Source organism: Hyphomicrobium methylovorum (assembly GCF_013626205.1).
Classification (GTDB): Bacteria; Pseudomonadota; Alphaproteobacteria; order Rhizobiales; family Hyphomicrobiaceae; genus Hyphomicrobium_B; species Hyphomicrobium_B methylovorum.
This window is the reverse complement of record NZ_QHJE01000001.1, coordinates 3,016,939-3,036,710: the sequence shown is the minus strand read 5'-3', so window position 1 is coordinate 3,036,710 and position 19,772 is coordinate 3,016,939. Positions and strand designations below refer to the sequence as shown.

The following is a 19,772-nucleotide window of genomic DNA, read 5'->3' as shown; positions in this document are numbered from 1 at the left end:
TTCTTGAAGCCATTCTTGTTGTTATTTGAGCGTCACGAGGTAAGCGACAACGTCTTCCACTTGCTGTGGAGAGAGAACCGTCTTTCCCACGAGATCGTCTCGAACATACTTGCCGACTTCCAGTGTGTAGAAGCCGGGCATAATCGTATCAGGGCCAAACACCTTCTTGGCGTTGGCAACGATCGCTCGTAATTGTTCAGGCGTATAACGCTCGGCTACGCCATCCATCGTCGGGCCAACATCGCCATGAAACAATTCCTTTTCCATGGCCTTGTTCGCGTGACATGCTAGGCAATTACCCAAGCTGCGATCCAGAAAGGTCGCAGCGCCTTTCACGGGATCACCTGGCTGCCCTGAAATCGAAGAAGCGACCGCGCCGTCTTCGAATTTGACATCGGCGGGGCTGACATCGTCAGCCGATACCGACGAGACCGAGAGCAATGCCCCCAAAACGCCGACTACAGCACATTTCCAACCCATAGAGAGCAGCCCCTCTTTCCGAACCAATCGAATCAACTGCCGGCAAAATCCGATACAGAAGGCCTGCATCGACTTCGGGATCAATGCATACATATGATTTTATGAATACTTAGCACCGAAGATTGCCGGTCGCAAGGCTTATGCGTTGCGCACCTGTAAAATAGCTCTTTTTGCTATCCGATTGACACGGAGCCTTCGGCCCCCCGCGCCCTCCAGGATCAACAGAGGGCAACCGAACCCAACCACTTCCCCTGACATTCGAACAATGCTACCGACAATTCGTAGATTTCGCAGCGCACACGCTCATCCGAACGTGTGGTAATTCGATTTCAAGTTGCATCGCAGCCCGGAAAAATTCTGATCCGAATGGGCTCGAAATAGTCTTACGGAAATATCGGTTACGTATTAGACTGCACTTCGAGATGGTCGGGCACCGTTGTGCTCCGCAACAAGAATGCGCTTAGGGTGCGAGAGTTGTTCGTGGTGACAAAGATGCTACACCGAACAGAAGCAAAGGCATGACTGCTCCGGTTAGGTCAAAAGACATAGCGGTTGACTATGACGCGCTATTGGACAGAGCGCGGAAGGCCAGCGAGCTACTGAAGGCGCTTTCTCATGAAAGTCGCCTGCTCATCATGTGTCTGCTGACAGACGGAGAAAAGTCGGTATCGGAACTCGAAGAGATCATGACGCTGCCACAGGCAGCCGTCTCCCAACAATTGGCACGTCTTCGTTTCGATCGACTCGTTGATACGCGTCGCGATGGCCGCGTAATTTATTATTCCATCTCTGATCCCGAGATACGCAAAGTTATAGAAACTCTGTATACTCTCTTCTGCGAGCCCATTATCAGCCCTAAAAAGAGCAAACAAAAATAAGGGCTGTAGGCGCTAGATCTGCAAAGATCAGGGAGGAATCCATGAGTGTTCTCGAGTCTCCTTGGACATTGCCTTTGGCTGGTGTCCTAGCTGGAATCGCCATGGGCTTCGTAGCTCGGCGCCACCATTTCTGCACAATGGCTGCCCTCGAACGCTATTGGTACGCCGGCGATAGCCGTGGACTTAGAACTTGGATTCTTGCTGCGGCCATAGCTATTGCGCTGTCGCAGACCTTCTATTTCGCAGGCTACGCAGACCTTCGCGCCTCTTTCTATCTGTCTCCACTGCTGGGCTTGACCGGAGCAGTTATCGGCGGCCTCGCATTCGGCGTGGGTATGGCCCTTGTCGGAACGTGTAGTTTCGGCGCGCTCGTTCGAACGGGAGGTGGAAGCCTAAATTCCGCGGTGGTGCTGATTGTGCTCGGCCTCTCAGCTCTCGGGGCACAACGCGGATTGGTGGCTCAACTGCGAGTCGCCACCGTCGACAATCTCGCCATCGACGTATCGGACGCAGGCGATCAATCCATTGGCAGCCTGCTGACTTGGGCCACAGGCTTGGACCTCGCCATTCCAACGGCGATCGTAATCACCGTCGCGTTGCTTGCATGGGTCTTTAGCGAACCGAGCTTCCGAAGAGAGCGCGGAAGCATCGCGACCGGCGTGGTGCTCGGAGCAGCGATCTCCTTTGGCTGGCTTGCTACGACGTATCACCTGCGGCACTCGCTTGAGGTCGTGCAGATCGAGGCTGGTTCGTTCGTCGTCCCGTTGGGTGACACCATTCTGCAATTCGCGACAAACACCGGCACGATGCCTGACTATGGGGTCGGTCTCGTTCTCGGCGTGATCATGGGCTCGGCGCTCTGCGCATGGAGATATAAGGACGTTCGCTGGGAAGCTTGCGACAGCGCGAGCGAACTTGGACGGCACGTTTTCGGCAGTTTCCTGATGGGAACAGGCGGCGTGTTCGCCGCGGGCTGCACAATCGGTCAGGGCGTTACGGGATTTTCCACGCTCGCCGTTTCAGCGCCGGTCGTCTTCATATCCATCGCCATCGGCGCCAAACTTGGCCTCGGATATCTGATCGAAGGATCGGTCCTCGCAGGTTTCCGCTCGTTACCGCGAGAAATGGTGAAGTAGCCTCACAACCGATCAGGGCTTGGCAGCTTCCTGGACGATCTGGCTGAGAAGCGTGTTAATCGCATCACGCTCCTCGCCGGCTGGAAGCTTGCGATATCCAACCTCAACGACGCCCGGGTTCGCCTCCGTCTCATAAACAAAAACGGTATAGGGGCAGTACGCAATGTTGTTGGGATTTTTCTCGAAGGCTTTCCGCGCAAGCAATACAGAACAGAACTGCAGGTATTCAGCATTCTTGTAGACGCTGCCGGTCGCTCCGACCTCATCTTGCGTGCGCTTCAACATAGTACCGACGTGGCCGCGATGATCGACGACATACCCACGATTAACGATCGCATCCTCGACATCGAGTACGACGCCCGCATACGACGCGTTGACGGAAAGCACTACAAGGTCATCTTCGGCGCGGGCAACCGTCACCGGAATCAGGGCCGCCAAAAGCACGGCTTTCAGATAACAGCGCACGCTGAGAAAACTCCGTTAGCTGACCACCGTTGCCTGGCGTTCGTCCCGTCCATCACGCGCCTTTTCACGGCTCGGTGAAAAATAGACGTACGCCGTCGGCAAGATCAGCAGATTCAACAGAGTTGAACTCAACATCCCACCAACCAAAGTCAATGCCACCGCGCCCTGGAATTCCTTCCCGACCGGATCTCCAATCATAAGCGGAATGACCGCCAAGATCGTCGCCAACGCCGTCATCAGAATAGGCAACATGCGATCGGTAGCACCGTGGATCGCAACGTCCTCGTCGCTGAGCTCATGGCTCTCACCGAGCGCCTGATATCGCGAGAGCAGCAATATGCTATTCCGCGCAGCAATCCCGGTAAGTGCGATCAGTCCGATGATCGAGGCCACGTTGAGTGTTTCGCCAGAGATCCATAACGCGAACACACCTCCGATGAGCGCAAACGGAATACTCACCATCACGAGTGTCGCAAACCAGAAAGACCGGAACGCGAGCAGCAACAGCATAAAGACGATTGCAAGCGTTGCGGTTCCCGCAAGAAGCAGGTTGTGGGTCGCACGCTCTTGCCCGACATAGTCGCCGCCGAACTCGATCGAGTAACCGGCATCAAGTTTGACTTGGCTGGCGATAGCCTCGCGAGCAGCAACAATACTCTTGTTCAGATCGGTACCCGTCACGTTCCACTGCACAACAGAGCGTCGCGTGCCTGAATCGCGATTGATCTGATAGGGCTCAAGATTAGCTTCCAGCGTCGCGACCTGACGAAGCGGTACCACAGGCCCCTGCTTCGATTGCAAAGGCATATCGCGAATATCTGAAAGAGCAGCGCGACTAGGCTCATCGAGACGCACGAAAAGATCATAAGTGCGATCATCCTCGAGAACGCGCGATACGGCCGTTCCGTTCAACGCCTGACCGACCTGACGAACAATCTCACCTGGCGTAAATCCGAAGCTCGCCGCCGCCTGCCGATCGACACGAATATCGATTCCGGGAACACGGATCATTGGCTCCGCCTGCAGATCCGTAACACCGATGACCGGCTTTACGGCCTCGAGGATCTCGGCCTGCTTCGCAGTGAGTACGTCAAGGTCAGGTCCGAAGATCTTCAGAACGACCTGCGCTTTTACCCCGGACAGAATTTCTTGCATCCGGTGCGTGATGAACTGCGAGACGTTGATGTTGATGCCGGGGAATTCGCCCAAGCTCTCCCGAATGGTCTTCAGAACCGCATGGGGATCACCGACGTCCGGCTTCAGGGTTACGTCGAACTCGCTGAAATTGACGGGCTGCGCATCCTCGTCCAGCCGCGACCGACCTGCCCGCTGAGCAACGCTGGCGATTTCCGGAATAGCACCAAGCCGCGCTTCGATCTTGCGGCCCATGCGAAGATTTTCCTCCAACGATGTGCCGGGCATCATCGTTGTCGCAATGACAATGTTCCCTTCCGCCAATGTCGGCATGAACGAGCGGCCGAGCGAAAACAGAAGAACCGCAAACAGAACAAGACAGGAAACGTACGTCGCCAGAATGATCCGGCCACTACCGATAGTCCGTTTCAAGAAGTTGCCGTAATGGCGCTTAAGCCAACTCGCAACCGGGCTCATCGCGTTCTGCGTGGCGTTCGCCGAGCGTGCCATCCCGTAGTACGAGAGCACCGGCACAAGCGACAACGCGACAAACAAGGAACCAACAACAGCCGCAAGATAGGCGATCGCCATCGGCGCAAAGATGCGACCCTCGATGTCGGACAAGAAAAAGATCGGCAGGAAAGCCGCGGCTACGATGAGTGTAGCATAGACCACCGAGTTGCGGATCTCTCGCGAGCCCTCATAGACGATATGCATCGCGCTCGCAGGCGATTTCTCTTTGTCGTTTTCACGCAATCGCCTGAGAATATTTTCGACGTCGATGATCGCATCGTCGACGACCTCGCCTATCGCGAAGATCAAGCCTCCGAGCGTCAAGGCGTTCAGCCCTATGCCCCCGAACCAAAGGAAAAGCACGCCCACCGTCAACGAAGCGGGTATGGCGACAAGACTGATAAAAGTCGGTCTCCACCGGCCCAGCAGAAGTAGCAGAACGAACCCCACGATGATCGCGGACTCCAAGAGCGCCTCGGTGAGGTTGCTCATGGAGCGTTCGATCGATGTCGCCTGGCGGAAAACGTGAGAATGCATCTCGACGCCCGGCGGAAGGTTCTTCGCAAGGTCAGCTAGAACCGCATCGATATGGTTCGTCGTCTCAATGGTATTTGCGCCCCACTGCTTCGATATCGTGGCGACGATCGCTTCGCCGCCGAGCATCATCGCATCGCCGCGCTTGATTTCCTCGCCGAGCTTCACTTCCGCAACGTCACTCAGCAGTACGGGCACGCCATCGCGTGTCGCCACCGGCGTCCGCCCGATATCCGTGAGGCTCTGCGCAAGCCCGTTGACGCGAATGGTGTATTCCTCATCCGGGCTCGGATAGATAAATGCACCAGGCGCAACGACGTTCGCTTGCTCAGCAGCCGCGATCACATCCGAGAACGGGATACCGTAGGATTTGAGCTTGATCGGGTCGACCTGCACTTGGAATTGCTTGACCTTGCCTCCAACCGCAACGACCTCCGCAACGCCGGGCTGCGCCAACAGCCGGTTGCGATACTCCCAATCGACGAGACTCCTCAGCGCCATCGGATTTGGATTCGGCGACCAGTCGACCAGCGCAAACTTCACGAGCCAGCTGATGGCTGACGTCATCGGCATCATCTGCGACGGGTTCACGCCCGTCGGCATCTGTCCGCGCACCATCTGCAATCGCTCTTGAGCGATCGCCCGCGCGCGATAAACGTCGATGCTATTCTTGAAGACAACGATGACGCGAGACAGACCAACCGAAGAATTCGAACGAATCTGATCGACCTCCGGCATGCCCTGAAGAACAGCCTCAAGCGGTCTCGTCACCAACAGCTCGACATCCTTCGCGGAGAAGCCCGGAGCCTCCGTCTGAACCTGCACCTGCGGCGGCGCAAATTCCGGAAAGACATCCACAGTCATTTTGGGAACGACAGCTACAGCCGCCATCGCCAGCAGAACGTAGAGTATCAAAACAACGAGTCTGTTGCGAAGCGACCAGTCGATTATCCAATTGAACATACCGATGGCCTCAATGACTGTGATCGTGGTGGTGATCGGGCTCAACGCCACCAACCTGATGACGATATGCGCCCTCCAGAACGGTCTTGCCGCTCGTCACAAGCTTTTCCGTAAGCGCAACATTGCCGACGCGCACCCATTGGCCCGCGCTCTCGAATGTCTCAAGCGATCGCCGCTCAAAAGAACCGTCCGCCTTCAGCACAAAAGCTACGGGTTGCAGCTCCTGCCGTAGAATGGCGGCGCGAGGAACCCACACACCCTCCGCAGACTCCTTCAGCACCGCAACCGGCAGCGTGTCGCCAATCGAAAACTCATGCGAAACATCCTTCAGGTCCACGATCGAGCGCACCATCTGGGCTGTGCCATCGACCTGAGGCGCAACATACGTGATCGGAACATCAACCGATGCGCCGCCCTGCTTTGCTGCAAACCTCACGTGCGTAGTGCCGGGCCGAAGCGACGACATGGTATTGGCATACGCGTAAACCTCGAGCAGCGGCGCGCGTTCGGTTTCGAGCATCCGCGCAATCACCCGGCCGAGAACGATGAAATTCTGCATCGTTTTATCGCCCGCATCGATGACGTCCCCGGGCTGTACCGAGATCTCCGTGATAACGCCGTCGACTGGAGCAGGAATTGTAATTTGCTCGACAATCGTCTTGCTGCTCGCGAGCTCATCAATCTGCTTCTCGGTCATGCCCCACCACTTAAGGTTCTCACGGGCACTCTTTAGAAAGTTGGGGAGGTTGCCTTCCTCTCGCAGAATGGCAAGCCGCTCCTCATTGCTGAGCAAGATTAGATACGACCGCTGTGTAAAGACGAAATCCGGACTCGTAACCGTAGCGATAGCGTCGCCCTGCTTAACGACGGAGCCCGTGCGCACGAGCACGCTTTCGATCTGGCCGCTAATATTGGCGTTGATGTCCCGCACCGCAGCCGGATGAGCGATGACGCGGCCGAAGGTGTTGTAAGCATCCGCTGCAGGTTTCGCTTGCGCGGAAGCTAAAGTCACCAAGGTCTTGTCGGCGATAACAACCGACGGATTATCGTCGTGCTTTTCCTGCGACGACCCTGTGCCGGACGCGTGCTCATCATTGGCAGCGGATTGAGTTGGCACGATTGCAGAAAGCGAGAGCAACACCAAAGCCGTGAACAACCCGCACCGCAGGATGCTGTCTCTAATGCTTGCCATGATGGTGGTCGTCCTCACGATCTTTGTTTTGCAGGGCGACGAGAAGGGTCGTTCCTGAAAGAAGCGCACCAGCGCTTTGCGCATCCGGCCGAACCCGGACCGTCACCGTCCTGTTTACAGGATTGATCTGGGTAACCGCAGTCTCCACGGTTCCCTTGATCGCCTCGGATGAAGTCGTACCCGGAATATGAAGTTCGACGACCTCACCCGGCTTCAACTCCGCAGCGATGTGATGTGGCATCTGCGCTTCAACCAGAAGCGCATCAGCGGTCGCCACGCGGAACAACGTCGTCCCCGCAGTGCTAAACAGGCCTCCGCGCGATCCGGCAGAAACGATCTGCGATGTCGCGACGTTGACGCCTATAAGCATCCCATCGAGCGGCGACACGATCTCGACCGTCTGCATCGGACGGCGATCTTTTTCGATACGATCGATCTCGGAGTTCGAAAGGCCCCGCCACCGCAAATTCATGCGGCCTTCGAGAATTTTTTCTTCGCCGGTCGTGCTGAACGCCGTCATCGCCTCGCGATTGATGATCGTTTCAATAAACGTCTGCTGCAGCGTCGCGAGCTCGGCGCTTTCAAACTCGGCGAGAACCTGTCCCTGAGAGACTTTCTCTCCGATAAAGCCCGTAAGCAGTCGCGTTATGCGCGCGTTGACCTTGAGGACGACGTTCTTGCTCTTCTGCGGATCGATAACGACTGTCGCCGGATAGAAGGTACGCTCTTCCCTCTCATGATGCGAATGCACAGCGCCGTGATCGTCACTTGCGAAGCTCGAAGCGTCGGAATGCGCGTGGACGTGTCGGGGCAGAACAACCGCACACAACAAGAAAAGCGAAACCAAACCCAGATAGCGCACCGCAAACCTCCTTAAGCGGTCAACCCTCAGAAGAGCGGAAGCGATAGGCCGTACCGTCAGCGACTGCAACGCCTTCTCCCGGATGCGGGAGATGATAGCCGATCAGTCTCGCTTTTTCATGAGTAGCACGATCCAGAAGTTTATTCCGTGTAACGACACTTTCCTTCGGATCGTGATCGGTACCCCAATGCCAGTTCGGATGTGTAAACGACACCGGGCTGGAAAGAACGTCGCCCGTAATCAGCAGCGGAGAGTTGCCCTCTCCGTGAATCATGAAGGAAGCATGCCCAGGCGTATGACCCGGCGTACCGATAGCTTCAACACCCGGTATGACTTCAGCGCCGGGTGAAAACAGCTCCAGCTTCTCTTTGATCAAAGGCAGGCGTCTCTGCGCGCCAACGACAAAGGTTTTCCGATCCTCGGGCGTCTTGTCCAATGTCGATGGATCAGACCAATAATCCCATTCAGCCTGCATCATTCTGTAAGTTGCATTCGCAAACACCAGCTCGTCGAATTCATCCGTCAGTCCCCAAAGATGATCGGGATGCGCATGTGTAAACACGACGTCTGTGATGCTATCGGGCGAAACCCCAGCCTCCCCGAGATTCTCCAGAAGCTTGCCGGCCGTGGGCATGAAGTTCCCGCCCGAACCGACATCGAACAACACTGACCGCTCTCCGAGACGCAACAGCACCACGTTGCAGTCCGGCTTCACAGTATCCGTTGGCAAGCCGCTTTCCGCTAAAGCACCGGCACGCTCGGCATCGGCGACTTCTGGAAACACAAAAGAAGCAGGAAGAACGAGATTTCCGTCACTGATAATGACGATCTCCGAAGCGCCAATCGAAAAGCGCTTGAGCGCCTGCGCCATCGACGAGTTGTACAGAGACGCAACCGCCACTCCGGCACCGGCCGCAAGTTGCAGGGCTCCACGTCTCGAAATCGACTTCACGTCGTCAACCTTGGTGACCACTTTAATCGTGCTCCACGATAGAGACCTACTTGGTGCTGTCTTCGCCCCAACATGGACCGCTGCCAAATTTGGGGCATGTCGTTTTTTCGTTTGAAACGGCATCTGTAAAGTCCGCTTCACCGATATCCGCCGCACTCAGATCCGCACCGGACAGGTCGGCTTCAGAGAAGTTCGCAAAGAACAGTCTCGCATTGTAAAGATCGGCATCAACCAGCTTGGCGCGCTCGAAATTTGCGCTTTCAAGGTTCGCATTGTCGAACCTTACGCCTACGAGCGAAGCAGCCTCAAAGTTGGCATTCACAAGCTTCGCGAGCGTCAGCGTCGCCCCGTCCATCGTCGCGCCCTTGAAAATCGCCCCTTCCATATGCGCCCCGCCAAGCAATGCGGAGCGAAGATCGGCATTCTCAAATTTGGCACCGTCCAGCTGCGACGCATTCAAATTGACGCTCTGAAGCTTCGCGCCAGATAGATCGGCTCCGCGCAAGTCCGCGTGTATCAGTCCAACGCCCGAAAGATCGACGCCCGCCAAGTCACAACCGGAGCAAGCGTTCGTCTTTATAAGGCGGTCTCTATTGGACTCTTCAGCGAAAGCTGAAGACGCAGCGAGGCTGAAGACAAGCAAGAACAACACACGCCGCATGATATCCCTCGATAGCTACGAAAAAGGGAGAATAGGCTCCGTCAACGAGGAATGTCGAAGCGGATCTGCACTGGACTTTCTCCAGGCATCGTCAAATCCACCACAACACGAACGCCCTTTGTCTCGTCAAGCTTGGCGCTGGCGCGGAAGGCATTCTTGTCGGCAGGCTGGAGATCTAAAGACGTTCGCGCTCCATTGCTACCGAAGATCGTCACCCGGGCAGCAGCCCCTTCTGTACTTTGAGGCACGTCACCATGATCGGTGAGCCAGGCATTCACTGCGTCTGGCTTGAGCAGCAATTCAATGTGGTAATCACCGGACATCTGAACCATGCCGCCATTCGGTCCAGGATGAGCCGCAAGGTCGGCGTTATCGTGAGCACCAGCCGAGTGCATTGACACTGCTGCTCCCATAACAAGTGCAAACAGCGCAAAAAGAGAGTTGACCCAAATTCTCTTGAACATCGGAATTTCCCTACTCCCGAAGCCACCCGGTTTAATCGAAACACGTACGCGCCACAGTCACGAAGACTGTGGCGCGATACGAACACCGTATTAAACGGAAGTACTGCGTGATGCCTTGAGGCCTTCCCAGGACTCAGGAACAACGACGTGATCGTGGCTACCCGCTGCCGTCGGCAAGCGTGCAACGATCTCATCGGAGTCTGCGTCGATCACAACGAGGCCCGACTGACCGGCCTGATGGCCGCTGTACACCGTCGTGATGTACTTGCCATCGGTCGTGCAATCGCACGTGTGCGGATCGGGACCCGTATCCCACTTGGCCGCAATCTTCCACGTCTTGGGATCCACCTTACAGATGAAGCCGTTGTTCGGCTTGCGAGCCCAGATCGTGAAGAAGACCCAACGGGAATCCGGCACGTTGCCCATGTGCAGAGGCAGATACTTGTTGCCGAAGCCTTCAACAAAGTTCTCTTTCTTCCACTTCCTCGGATCGGGATCTTCGGAACGGTAGACAGCAACGTTGTTCTGCAGAACGTTGTTGCAAGCGAGGAAGTACTGACCGCTGGTGATGAAGCCAGCTTCATGCAACGGCGAAAGAACCGACGGGATCGAGAACGTCCACGTGTAGCCGGTCTGCTTGATGAGCGGGAACGAGTCCGGCGCACCCTTGGCAGTCGACAACAGCGCCACCGGTTCCCACGTATCCGTGTTCACGATGCAGCAGCAGCCATGACGACGAATGAGGATGGCTCCGAGAGGCAACGTCGGATGCCAAGTGAATGCGTCGACGAATACCGCTGTGGGATCCGCAGGCATCAACTCTTCACCAAGCATAGCTTCGTGAGACGTCTTCATACCCTTACGGCCCTGCAAGTCGAACTTGCCCGTAGAGCCCTCAGGGAACATGTGAGAAATATGAAGTTCGCGCGAGTTGGGATCGTAGTCGCAACGGAACGCCTTCACGATCTTCGGATCGTCATCGACCGTCGTGATCAGCACCATGTCCTTCTGGCCATCAGCGAACGCGACGTACTTGTTCGCGTTGACGCCAACACCGATGGACACGTGAACGCCGAGCGCCATGCCGGTCGTTGCCGAGATATCGTTGACGACAGAAATGGAGTTCTGCGCTCCACTTCCATCATAACGCATCTTGAACATCTTGAAGTCGCCGCGGTTGCGCCACTCCGGAGAGTTCTCGTTGACGTACGGCGCGCCAGGCGGCTGCATCGTCTGATAGAAATCAAACGACTTGTACGGATCGCTCGACGGCATCGCCGCGATATGATGCGGAATAGGCATGTCGATGCCTTGGCGTCCGAATGTGTACCAAGCCAGCGTTTCCGGCACGCTCAGATCGAGCGCCGAAACGTTGCCATTGTACTTGCCAGGGATAAGCACAACCTGGTTCTTAAACTTGCTGAAAAGCGAGTGCTGAGCTTCTTTGCTGGCGTCATGCGTTGCAGCAAATGCTGCACCCGACAACGGCTTCTGTAGCGCGAGACCTGCGCCAACTCCAACACCAGCGGCGCTGGCGAGCCAACGCCTTCTAGAAATTTCCATGGACCATCTCCCAACTATGTTTCTTATAGATCGCCTGTTTTCCACTCGCGGGAACCGACGAACTGTTTCTCCACCTTCCCGTCCTTGCTAATCAGATAGCTCGTCGGGAGACCACGGAAACCAAGCCTGTTGGAAATTCCGCCCGGGTCTAGAACGTTATTCGGCGCCACGAAGATCGGTGACGTCAGATTGTTTTCCTTCTTGACGAGATTGATGGTCCGAACGGTTTCTGCGATCGGCTTTGCTCCCATGAGAGCAACACCAACCGTATCCGCATTCGCGAAAATGACCTGCGTGTCGCTCTTGTCGGCAGCGACAAACTTATCGATTTTCGAGAGCTCAGCGACAGACACAGGCGCCGCTGAAATGAAGAACACCAACAGAGTCCGCTTGCCGGAAGTGATGTCTCCTAGGTTCTTTTCCGCCCCGCTTTCGTCAAAAAGTTTGACGTCCATCGGGAAGGCATCGCCAGGTTGCAGGCCCTTAGGAAAGACCTCGCCGCCGACCAGATCAGCGGTTGGGAAGGTACCTTCTTCATAAGCCTTCACCGAAAGGCTGCCCGCAACTGACAACGCCGCCATGGCGCAGATCAGTTTGAGCGTCGGTGCACATCGGAAGTACGTGTTCACAGGAAATCCTCTCTTGCTGGGACACTGGGCGATTGCGCATTTTTCGCTCTTTGTCCTGTTTGCACTTCGAGTGCGATCGCATCTCGCAGGCCAAACAGTAGCTGCTTTGGGGGGCAACGCAAGATACTCATGCAATAATTTATATGTTTGTATCTAAAGGCTTGATCTATCAAGCGGTGGAACGCAATAATTTTCCACAGTTCGTCAAAATTTTAATATTTTGTTCCGAAAACACGGAAAACGGGACAGCGAATAGGCACTGAACACAAAATAAAAGCAAAACAACACTCCTCGACCAAACCCGAAATTTTGCTCGCAATTTTCCGCCAAAGTGCTCGAGAGACGCGAAGAAGAAAAACACGTCGCTCGCCCGTTTCGTCACTGAACTGACATTTTGGAATTCTGGATTCGATCCGCAAGCCTAACGACCACCCCACGAGAGGTTCCGCCGCACCCACAAGTTTTTTCTAAATCTGCAGGTGCGGTCGAGATCGTTCGTGATACGCAAAATCACGGGATGAGAAGTCCGCGTTGGAGACGCCTTAGGCGTAGTTGCGCGACATACAAGATCGGTAAAATACGCTGCCGTCCGCAATACCCGAGGGTCATGACCAAGCATGAAGCTGACAGCGTAAAAGACCGCTATTCAAACTCCATTTCGGCATAGACCACGCCGGCATTCTTGGTCGCCAGTTCCTCAAACGTATCGAGGTGAGACCACTTCGACTGATCGACGTAATACGCCGCTTTCAGATCTCCGCCCTCGTCTATCAGAGCTTTCACTTTGGCGCGAAGATCAACGAGATAATCGTGCGTATAGCGCGTCACCTGCGCGAGATTTGTTGGATGTCCATGCCCCGGAATGACGTATGTCGGCGCGAGCGGAACAAGCTTATTTTCCCAAGTATCGATCCAGCACGAGGTGCAGGTTCCTTCAAAAATTGGCGGCAGCCTTTCGTGAAAAGCGAGGTCTCCCGTAATTATCAAAGATTGATTGGGCAGCCATACCTGTGCATCGCCGGGACTGTGCGCTGGCCCGAGATGAAGAATTTCGATACGGAAATCCCCCATCGTAATAACGCGACTGTCGGTGAAGGTCTCCGTCGGCCCCATCGGGACTGTTCCTTCAGCATTTTCGCGCGCGTACTTCTTCAGCGACTCCAAGTGTTGCGGACTACGATCGGCAAAATCCGCAGCAGCATCGGCATGCGCTAAAACCGGTACTTTTTGCTCGATCCAATAGTTATTTCCGAGCATGGCATGGCCTTGACCATTCTCATTTATTACTAGCTTCACAGGCTGATCGGTGACGAGTTTTATCTCGTCGTGCAGCGCCTTTGCCAGGCGCCATGAAGCACCCGAATTTACAACGACAACGCCATCGCCAGTGACGATGAAGGAAAGATTGTTGTTGTGGCCTGCATTCTCATACGTTGGCGGCGCAGTTGCCCCGATAGCTGTGAATACGTGAGGAATGAACTCGACAGGCTTTGAGTACAGTACGGATTGCGGATACTGATCCGGAATATCCTCTGACGCAGCGGCCGAAAATGCCGACAACAGCAGCATCGCCAAAGCGTAACGCATAGTTCCTCCAAATAAGTTCTGTTGTTGTGCGCGGCCGAAAACCCGAACCACGAAACAACGCTGCGTGTGCGTATTTCCACTCTTGGATCGGAACATGGACTGGAATTATGCTGTCGGCAATACGAGCGCTGGCAACACAGAGCGCGGCCGCACGAAGCTTAACGCCGTCGTATCGAACTCTACGTCGGCGTCCCGATATTCATTTTGTCGAAGCTATCTTCGGCAGCAGAAAGCCGTACGAAACGGCTTAAAGTCTCAACTTGGAGGTGCCCGCTACTCGGTCAATGCAGCCCAGTGTCCAACGGCCTTGCACCGCTTTTCGACCTCTTGCAGGCGGAACTCCATCATATCCCGCATGCCGATAATCCCACTTAATCGGCCGTTGTCCGACACCGGAATATGACGAATGTGATACTGCTGCATAAGATGCATCACCTCGTCCAATTTGGTCGAGGGCGTACACGTAACCACTTTGCGAGTCATGATCGCTGAGACCGGGCACAGGTGCAGCTCGCCACGACGTTCGGCCAGGCTATAGGCAATATCGCGCTCGGAAACGATGCCGTCGATTGTTTGTCCATCGCGGCTGACAACCATGACGCCGACACGGTAGCGCTGAAGCTTGCGGGCCAAGAGGCCAACGGTCTCGTTTGGCTTGATGGTCAGAAGCTGTTGCTCTTTTCCATCCAGTAGATCCGCAACCCTCATGGCGCTTGTCCCTTTCCGTTTATGTTGCGATGCCGCAGCGCGAGCACGCGTTTAAAGGAGACTGTCGCAAAGCATTTTTGGACACTTGGCGAACGGACATTGGGCCATTTCAACGTACGCTGATGCAATCTCGAGAATGTCGCGCGACATATTGCACGACCAAGTGGGGAAGAGTCGTGCTGACTGTTTCGCAGATGCTCAAAACGTCAACGACGCCTTGTGATAGACGCGCGTGCGCGTGGTAACAAACTCCATCACGTTGTGCCGGAGGTCCTGGACGGTCTCCGCATGTCGACACGCACAGAACTCACGAACTGATACCGAGCTATATCCGTAAGCAACAAGAATAACCGGAACTCGCGCCGCAATCGCAGCACCGCAATCAGCGTCGGTATCGCCAATCATCAGCGCATCATCGGGCCGTCCTCCAGCAAGAGCAATCGCCTCGAGCAGCGGCGCAGGATCGGGCTTCTTTGCACGATCATCTTTATGCCCAACGACCGCATCGAACATGTCGCGAATGCCGAGTTGATCAAGGATCGTCAGCGCAATTGACTCCACCTTGTTCGTGCAAACCGCCATCCGAACGTCGCGGTCTTTCAGCTCCTGAAGAAGTTCGCGTATTCCCGGATAAGTGTGCGAACGCAGAACTGGCGTGCGCCGGTACAGAGCGATGAATTTGTTAAACGCCGCTGCGGCTTCGTCGGCCGGCAGATCGAGCCTCCGATCGACAACAGCACGCCAGAAAAACGTACCGAGTCCATCGCCCATCATGGAAACAGCGTTTTTTGGGCATGTCGTTCCGGAGCTATATGGCGAAATCGCCTCATCAAACGCGGCAGCAATGTCCGCCACCGTGTCGACAAGCGTGCCATCAAGATCGAAGACAACCGTCTGCGAAACAGGGTTCTGCATAACTCTCTTTCATTTGTGCTTTTGAAAGCTGACGCACGAACAACTTCAATACGATCAGGATGGATCTCTCGGTGACCGCGCCGGAGCGGATCCGCCGTCAAAACCACCGCTAAAAACCCGGCTTGCGAGAATGTCCGGCGCGCGGATCATCGACAGTTCGGAGACCGGTATGCCCCCGGCACTGCTTTCGAACAGCCGTCTGGAATGACGAAGTTTCGCTCTATCGAGTGCGTTCCGGATCGAGCGCGCATTCGCGAAAAGCGGTTGCTGGCGGCGGAGCGCAATGTAATCGCGCAACGCTTCGCGCGCCGCCGGATCGATACGATAGCTCTGACGGGTCATCACCAGATCTGCGATCTCAAGCAACTCGTCATCGCCGTAGTCGGGGAATTCGATGTGATGAGCGACGCGCGACCTGAAGCCTGGATTTGAGCCGAAGAACGTTTCCATCCGGGCGCCATAACCCGCAAGAATGACGACGAGATCGTCACGCTGATTTTCCATGACCTGCAGCAGGATTTCGATTGCTTCCTGCCCGTAGTCGCGTTCGTTCTGCGGACGATGCAGATAGTAAGCTTCATCGATGAACAGCACGCCGCCCATCGCTTTCTTCAGGATCTCCTTGGTCTTCGGCGCCGTGTGACCGATGTATTGTCCGACGAGGTCGTCGCGCGTCACCGAAACAACATGAGCTTTACGCACGTAGCCCAACCGATGAAGGATCTCGGCCATCTTCAAGGCGACCGTGGTCTTGCCCGTCCCCGGATTGCCGGTGAAGCTCATGTGAAGCGTTGGAACTTCGCTCTCGAGCCCGAAACGCTTGCGCGCTCTATTCACCAGCAGCAATGCCGCAATCTCTTTGACGCGCTGCTTGACCGGCGCGAGCCCGATCAGTTCGCGATCGAGGCTGGCTACGGTTTCGCTGAGACCGGTCTCAGCAAACTCAGCTTGTAGATCAATGACTGCATCAGAGTTAGCTGCTGCCTGTCCCGCGATCTCAACACGCGCCAAATCTTCAGACATTTTTCGATCCTATATCTAGGAAAAGAAAGCAAAGCGGCGGCAAGTGAGAACCGCCGCCGCTCTCGCATCAGTCGCGATATCGCTCCCCTTCCGGCTTGTCAGTCGCATATGCCCGCGTGGTGTATGCGATCGATCTGCCGGCACCTTCCTGACGAACCAAAGCGTAACCCGCTTCGTCTCTCGGGCGATCAATGATGAAGGACAACTTCACGGACTCCCATCCGTGTGTATTATCGAATGCCGTCACGCGGATGTAAGCTCTGCCGCCATGTACCTTTCGGCATGCATTGATTTCCTGCATCACACCTGCAGCATCGGGAATGTCGAACATGGGCAGGTTCCACATATCCCAGAAACTGTTGCGGGGATGTGGATCATCCGTAAATTCGACGTTCACTGCCCAACCGTTCTCGAGGCAGTACTGAATCTGCCTGCGGATTTCAGCGTCCGTAAGATCGGGCAAGAATGAGAATGCACCTTGAGTTACGCGCATGTCTTAGCTCCTAATGTCGTGATCAATTTTCTATTCTGCGGCAGTAGCTGTCGGCACAAAATCCGGACTATCCGTCGACGTGTAGTCGAAGGTCACATCCTTCCATGTATCGAGTGCCTGTCTCAGCGGCGTGCACCACTTCGCAGCTTCCGCCAGGATCTGCGGACCTTCCTTGACGTAGTTGCGGCCTTCGTTGCGCGCCAGAACCATGGCTTCCAGCGCGACGCGGTTGGCTGTTGCGCCCGCCTGAATCCCCGCCGGGTGACCGATCGTTCCACCGCCGAACTGCAACACAACATCCTCTCCCAGAAGATCGAGAAGCTGATGCATTTGCCCCGCGTGGATACCGCCCGATGCAACCGGCATCACCTTGCCAAGACTACCCCACTGCTGATCGAAGAAAATTCCGTGCTCAAGACACCGCGGAACATAATCCTCGCGGCAAACATCGTAGTAGCCGCGCGTCGTCAGCGGATCGCCCTCAAGCTTGCCAACAACGGTGCCCGCATGAATGTGGTCAACACCCGCAAGCCGAGCCCACTTAGCGATGACGCGGAACGACACCCCATGCGATTTCTGCCGCGTATATGTTGAATGCCCTGCGCGATGCAGATGCAGGATCATATCGTTGCGGCGGGCCCACTTGGACATCGACTGCATTGCCGTCCAACCGATCACGAGATCGATCATAATGACGACGGAACCCAGGCTCTTCGCAAATTCGGCGCGCTCGTACATCTCCTCCATCGTACCCGCGGTTACGTTGAGGTATGTTCCCTTCACTTCGCCCGAAGACGCCTGCGCTTTATTGACGGCCTCCATGCAATAGAGGAAGCGTTCGCGCCAATGCATGAATGGCTGCGAGTTGATGTTTTCGTCGTCCTTGGTGAAATCGAGTCCGCCCTTCAGCGCTTCATAAACGACGCGCCCATAGTTTCGACCCGAAAGCCCGAGCTTGGGCTTCACAGTTGCACCGAGCAGCGGCCGGCCGAACTTATCCAGACGCTCACGTTCAACAACGATGCCGGTCGGCGGGCCCTGGAACGTTTTCACGTACGCAACCGGAAAACGCATGTCCTCAAGTCGCAGCGCCTTCAGCGGTTTGAAGCCGAACACGTTGCCAATGATAGACGCGGTGAGGTTAGCGATCGATCCCGGCTCAAAGAGATCGAGGTCATAAGCGATATAGGCAAAGTACGAACCAGGCGCATTCGGCACCGGATCAATTCTGTACGCCTTCGCGCGATACTTATGTGCGGCCGTAAGACGATCGGTCCAGCACACGGTCCATGTCGCTGTCGAGCTTTCGCCCGCCACCGCCGCTGCAGCCTCCACCGGATCAACGCCGTCTTGTGGCGTAATACGGAACAGAGCCAGGACATCGGTATCTTTCGGAACGTAGTCACCGTTCCAGTATCCCATCTTGCGATATTCCAGAACGCCCGACTTGTAGCGCTCTTTTCCAGTCAGTTCGCCAGCCTTGATATCCACTGTCTTGCTCCTTTGAATTCGATGAAATGCAGATGCGCGTCAGGCAGCCTTGGCAACGTCGGTCGGCGGAGTGGGGATTCCGAATTCACCCGCCGCGTATCGCTTCGCCATATCCGACATGGCGATAACTTTGATTTTTGAGGCATTGCCCGCGGTGCCGAATGCTTCGAAACGCTGCAAGCAAAGCGCAGTCATTGCGAGCATCGCTGGTTTGAGAAACTTGCGCGGGTCGAATTCCGATCTCTGCGTCTCGGCCACACGGCGGAATTCCGCAGCCGCAGCCAGACGAAGATCGGTATCGATGTTGATCTTTCGAACACCGAAACGAATGCCGCGAACGATCTCCTCGACGGGTACGCCATAGGTTTCATTCATCGCGCCGCCATACGCTTTGAACGCATCTTGCCATTCCTGCGGAACGGACGAAGAGCCATGCATAACGATGTGCGTATTGGGCAGCTTGGCATGGATCTTCTCGATCAAATCCATTGCCAGCACAGCGTTCGTCGGCTTCTGCGTGAACTTGTAGGCGCCGTGGCTAGTGCCAATAGCGACCGCCAGGGCATCGACATTCGTCTCCGCTACGAAACGCTTCGCCTCACAGGGATCTGTGAGAAGCATGGACTTGTCGAGCGCGCCTTCGAAGCCGTGTCCGTCCTCTGCTTCACCCCGCCCGGTCTCGAGCGAACCGAGGCACCCGAGTTCACCTTCAACTGACGCACCAACCATGTGAGCAAGGCGCGCAACCTCGCGAGTAACGGCGACGTTCTCGGCATAATTTCGGGGCGTCTTTGCGTCTTCCCCAAGGGATCCATCCATCATCACCGATGTGAATCCATGTTGAATGGCCGACAGACACGTGCTGACGCTGTTGCCATGATCCTGATGGATGCAAATCGGAATCTCAGGATAGATCGCTTCCAGCGCGTCCATGATTTTTGCCAGCATGATGTCGTTGGCATACGTCCGCGCGCCGCGGCTCACTTGCAGAATGACGGGGCTGTCGGTTGCGCGCGCAGCCTCCATAATCGCAAGCGCCTGTTCCATATTGTTGATGTTGAACGCGGGGACACCGTATCCGCGCTCGGCTGCGTGATCGAGAAGTTGACGAAGAGTGATGCGTGCCATC

General features: G+C 55.7%; 19 protein-coding genes. 2 read left to right on the top strand and 17 right to left on the bottom strand.

Annotated features, from left to right (window positions below; translation table 11 throughout):
* Nucleotides 1-21: 21 nt before the first annotated feature.
* The gene (soxX, locus tag DLM45_RS14500) at nt 22-573 is read right to left on the bottom strand and encodes a sulfur oxidation c-type cytochrome SoxX (protein ID WP_343062318.1); all 552 of its coding nucleotides are present in this window, start codon (nt 571-573) and stop codon (nt 22-24) included.
* A gap of 425 nt (nt 574-998) precedes the next feature.
* Here soxX and DLM45_RS14495 point away from each other — a divergent pair, with 425 nt between their 5' ends.
* The gene (locus DLM45_RS14495) at nt 999-1,358 is read left to right on the top strand and encodes an ArsR/SmtB family transcription factor (RefSeq protein ID WP_181337777.1); all 360 of its coding nucleotides are present in this window, start codon (nt 999-1,001) and stop codon (nt 1,356-1,358) included.
* Nucleotides 1,359-1,399: 41 nt separating this feature from the next.
* Nucleotides 1,400-2,494, top strand: coding sequence for a YeeE/YedE family protein (locus DLM45_RS14490; protein WP_181337775.1), 1,095 nt, complete (start codon nt 1,400-1,402; stop codon nt 2,492-2,494).
* Nucleotides 2,495-2,506: 12 nt separating this feature from the next.
* Here the strand turns inward: DLM45_RS14490 and DLM45_RS14485 are convergent, their stop codons facing one another.
* The 16 genes from DLM45_RS14485 to fba form a co-directional block, all read right to left on the bottom strand.
* Complete coding sequence (locus DLM45_RS14485; protein WP_181337773.1) at nt 2,507-2,959, bottom strand: DUF302 domain-containing protein; 453 nt, start codon at nt 2,957-2,959, stop codon at nt 2,507-2,509.
* A gap of 15 nt (nt 2,960-2,974) precedes the next feature.
* Nucleotides 2,975-6,103 carry an efflux RND transporter permease subunit gene (locus tag DLM45_RS14480; RefSeq protein ID WP_181337771.1) on the bottom strand — a complete coding sequence of 1,043 codons (3,129 nt, stop codon included), beginning with the start codon at nt 6,101-6,103 and terminating at the stop codon, nt 2,975-2,977.
* Nucleotides 6,104-6,113: 10 nt separating this feature from the next.
* Nucleotides 6,114-7,295, bottom strand: a complete 1,182-nt coding sequence (locus DLM45_RS14475) for an efflux RND transporter periplasmic adaptor subunit (protein WP_181337767.1) — start codon at nt 7,293-7,295, stop codon at nt 6,114-6,116.
* Nucleotides 7,282-8,157 carry an efflux RND transporter periplasmic adaptor subunit gene (locus tag DLM45_RS14470; protein ID WP_181337766.1) on the bottom strand — a complete coding sequence of 292 codons (876 nt, stop codon included), beginning with the start codon at nt 8,155-8,157 and terminating at the stop codon, nt 7,282-7,284. The genes DLM45_RS14475 and DLM45_RS14470 overlap by 14 nt, the downstream gene beginning before the upstream one ends.
* A gap of 19 nt (nt 8,158-8,176) precedes the next feature.
* Nucleotides 8,177-9,130: an MBL fold metallo-hydrolase gene (locus tag DLM45_RS14465; RefSeq protein ID WP_343062317.1), complete on the bottom strand. Its 954-nt coding sequence runs from the start codon at nt 9,128-9,130 to the stop codon at nt 8,177-8,179.
* Nucleotides 9,131-9,155: 25 nt separating this feature from the next.
* The gene (locus DLM45_RS14460) at nt 9,156-9,770 is read right to left on the bottom strand and encodes a pentapeptide repeat-containing protein (RefSeq protein ID WP_181337764.1); all 615 of its coding nucleotides are present in this window, start codon (nt 9,768-9,770) and stop codon (nt 9,156-9,158) included.
* Nucleotides 9,771-9,811: 41 nt separating this feature from the next.
* Entirely contained in the window at nt 9,812-10,234 is a 423-nt protein-coding gene (locus DLM45_RS14455; RefSeq protein WP_181337763.1) for a hypothetical protein, read from the bottom strand.
* Nucleotides 10,235-10,324: 90 nt separating this feature from the next.
* A complete protein-coding gene (locus DLM45_RS14450; RefSeq protein ID WP_181337762.1) occupies nt 10,325-11,797 on the bottom strand; it encodes a hypothetical protein in 1,473 nt (490 codons plus the stop codon).
* A gap of 23 nt (nt 11,798-11,820) precedes the next feature.
* Complete coding sequence (locus DLM45_RS14445) at nt 11,821-12,378, bottom strand: TlpA family protein disulfide reductase (RefSeq protein WP_210269850.1); 558 nt, start codon at nt 12,376-12,378, stop codon at nt 11,821-11,823.
* A 690-nt stretch (nt 12,379-13,068) separates the two neighbouring features.
* Entirely contained in the window at nt 13,069-14,013 is a 945-nt protein-coding gene (locus DLM45_RS14440) for an MBL fold metallo-hydrolase (protein WP_181337761.1), read from the bottom strand.
* 273 nt (nt 14,014-14,286) lie between these two features.
* Entirely contained in the window at nt 14,287-14,721 is a 435-nt protein-coding gene (locus DLM45_RS14435) for a CBS domain-containing protein (protein ID WP_181337760.1), read from the bottom strand.
* Nucleotides 14,722-14,919: 198 nt separating this feature from the next.
* Nucleotides 14,920-15,636, bottom strand: coding sequence for an HAD family hydrolase (locus DLM45_RS14430; protein WP_181337759.1), 717 nt, complete (start codon nt 15,634-15,636; stop codon nt 14,920-14,922).
* Nucleotides 15,637-15,690: 54 nt separating this feature from the next.
* The gene (gene cbbX / locus DLM45_RS14425) at nt 15,691-16,659 is read right to left on the bottom strand and encodes a CbbX protein (protein WP_181337758.1); all 969 of its coding nucleotides are present in this window, start codon (nt 16,657-16,659) and stop codon (nt 15,691-15,693) included.
* Nucleotides 16,660-16,726: 67 nt separating this feature from the next.
* The gene (locus DLM45_RS14420; RefSeq protein WP_181337757.1) at nt 16,727-17,152 is read right to left on the bottom strand and encodes a ribulose bisphosphate carboxylase small subunit; all 426 of its coding nucleotides are present in this window, start codon (nt 17,150-17,152) and stop codon (nt 16,727-16,729) included.
* Between the two features lie 30 nt (nt 17,153-17,182).
* A complete protein-coding gene (locus DLM45_RS14415) occupies nt 17,183-18,643 on the bottom strand; it encodes a ribulose-bisphosphate carboxylase large subunit (RefSeq protein WP_181337756.1) in 1,461 nt (486 codons plus the stop codon).
* 39 nt (nt 18,644-18,682) lie between these two features.
* Complete coding sequence (fba, locus tag DLM45_RS14410) at nt 18,683-19,771, bottom strand: class II fructose-bisphosphate aldolase (protein ID WP_181337755.1); 1,089 nt, start codon at nt 19,769-19,771, stop codon at nt 18,683-18,685.
* Nucleotide 19,772: the final 1 nt, after the last annotated feature.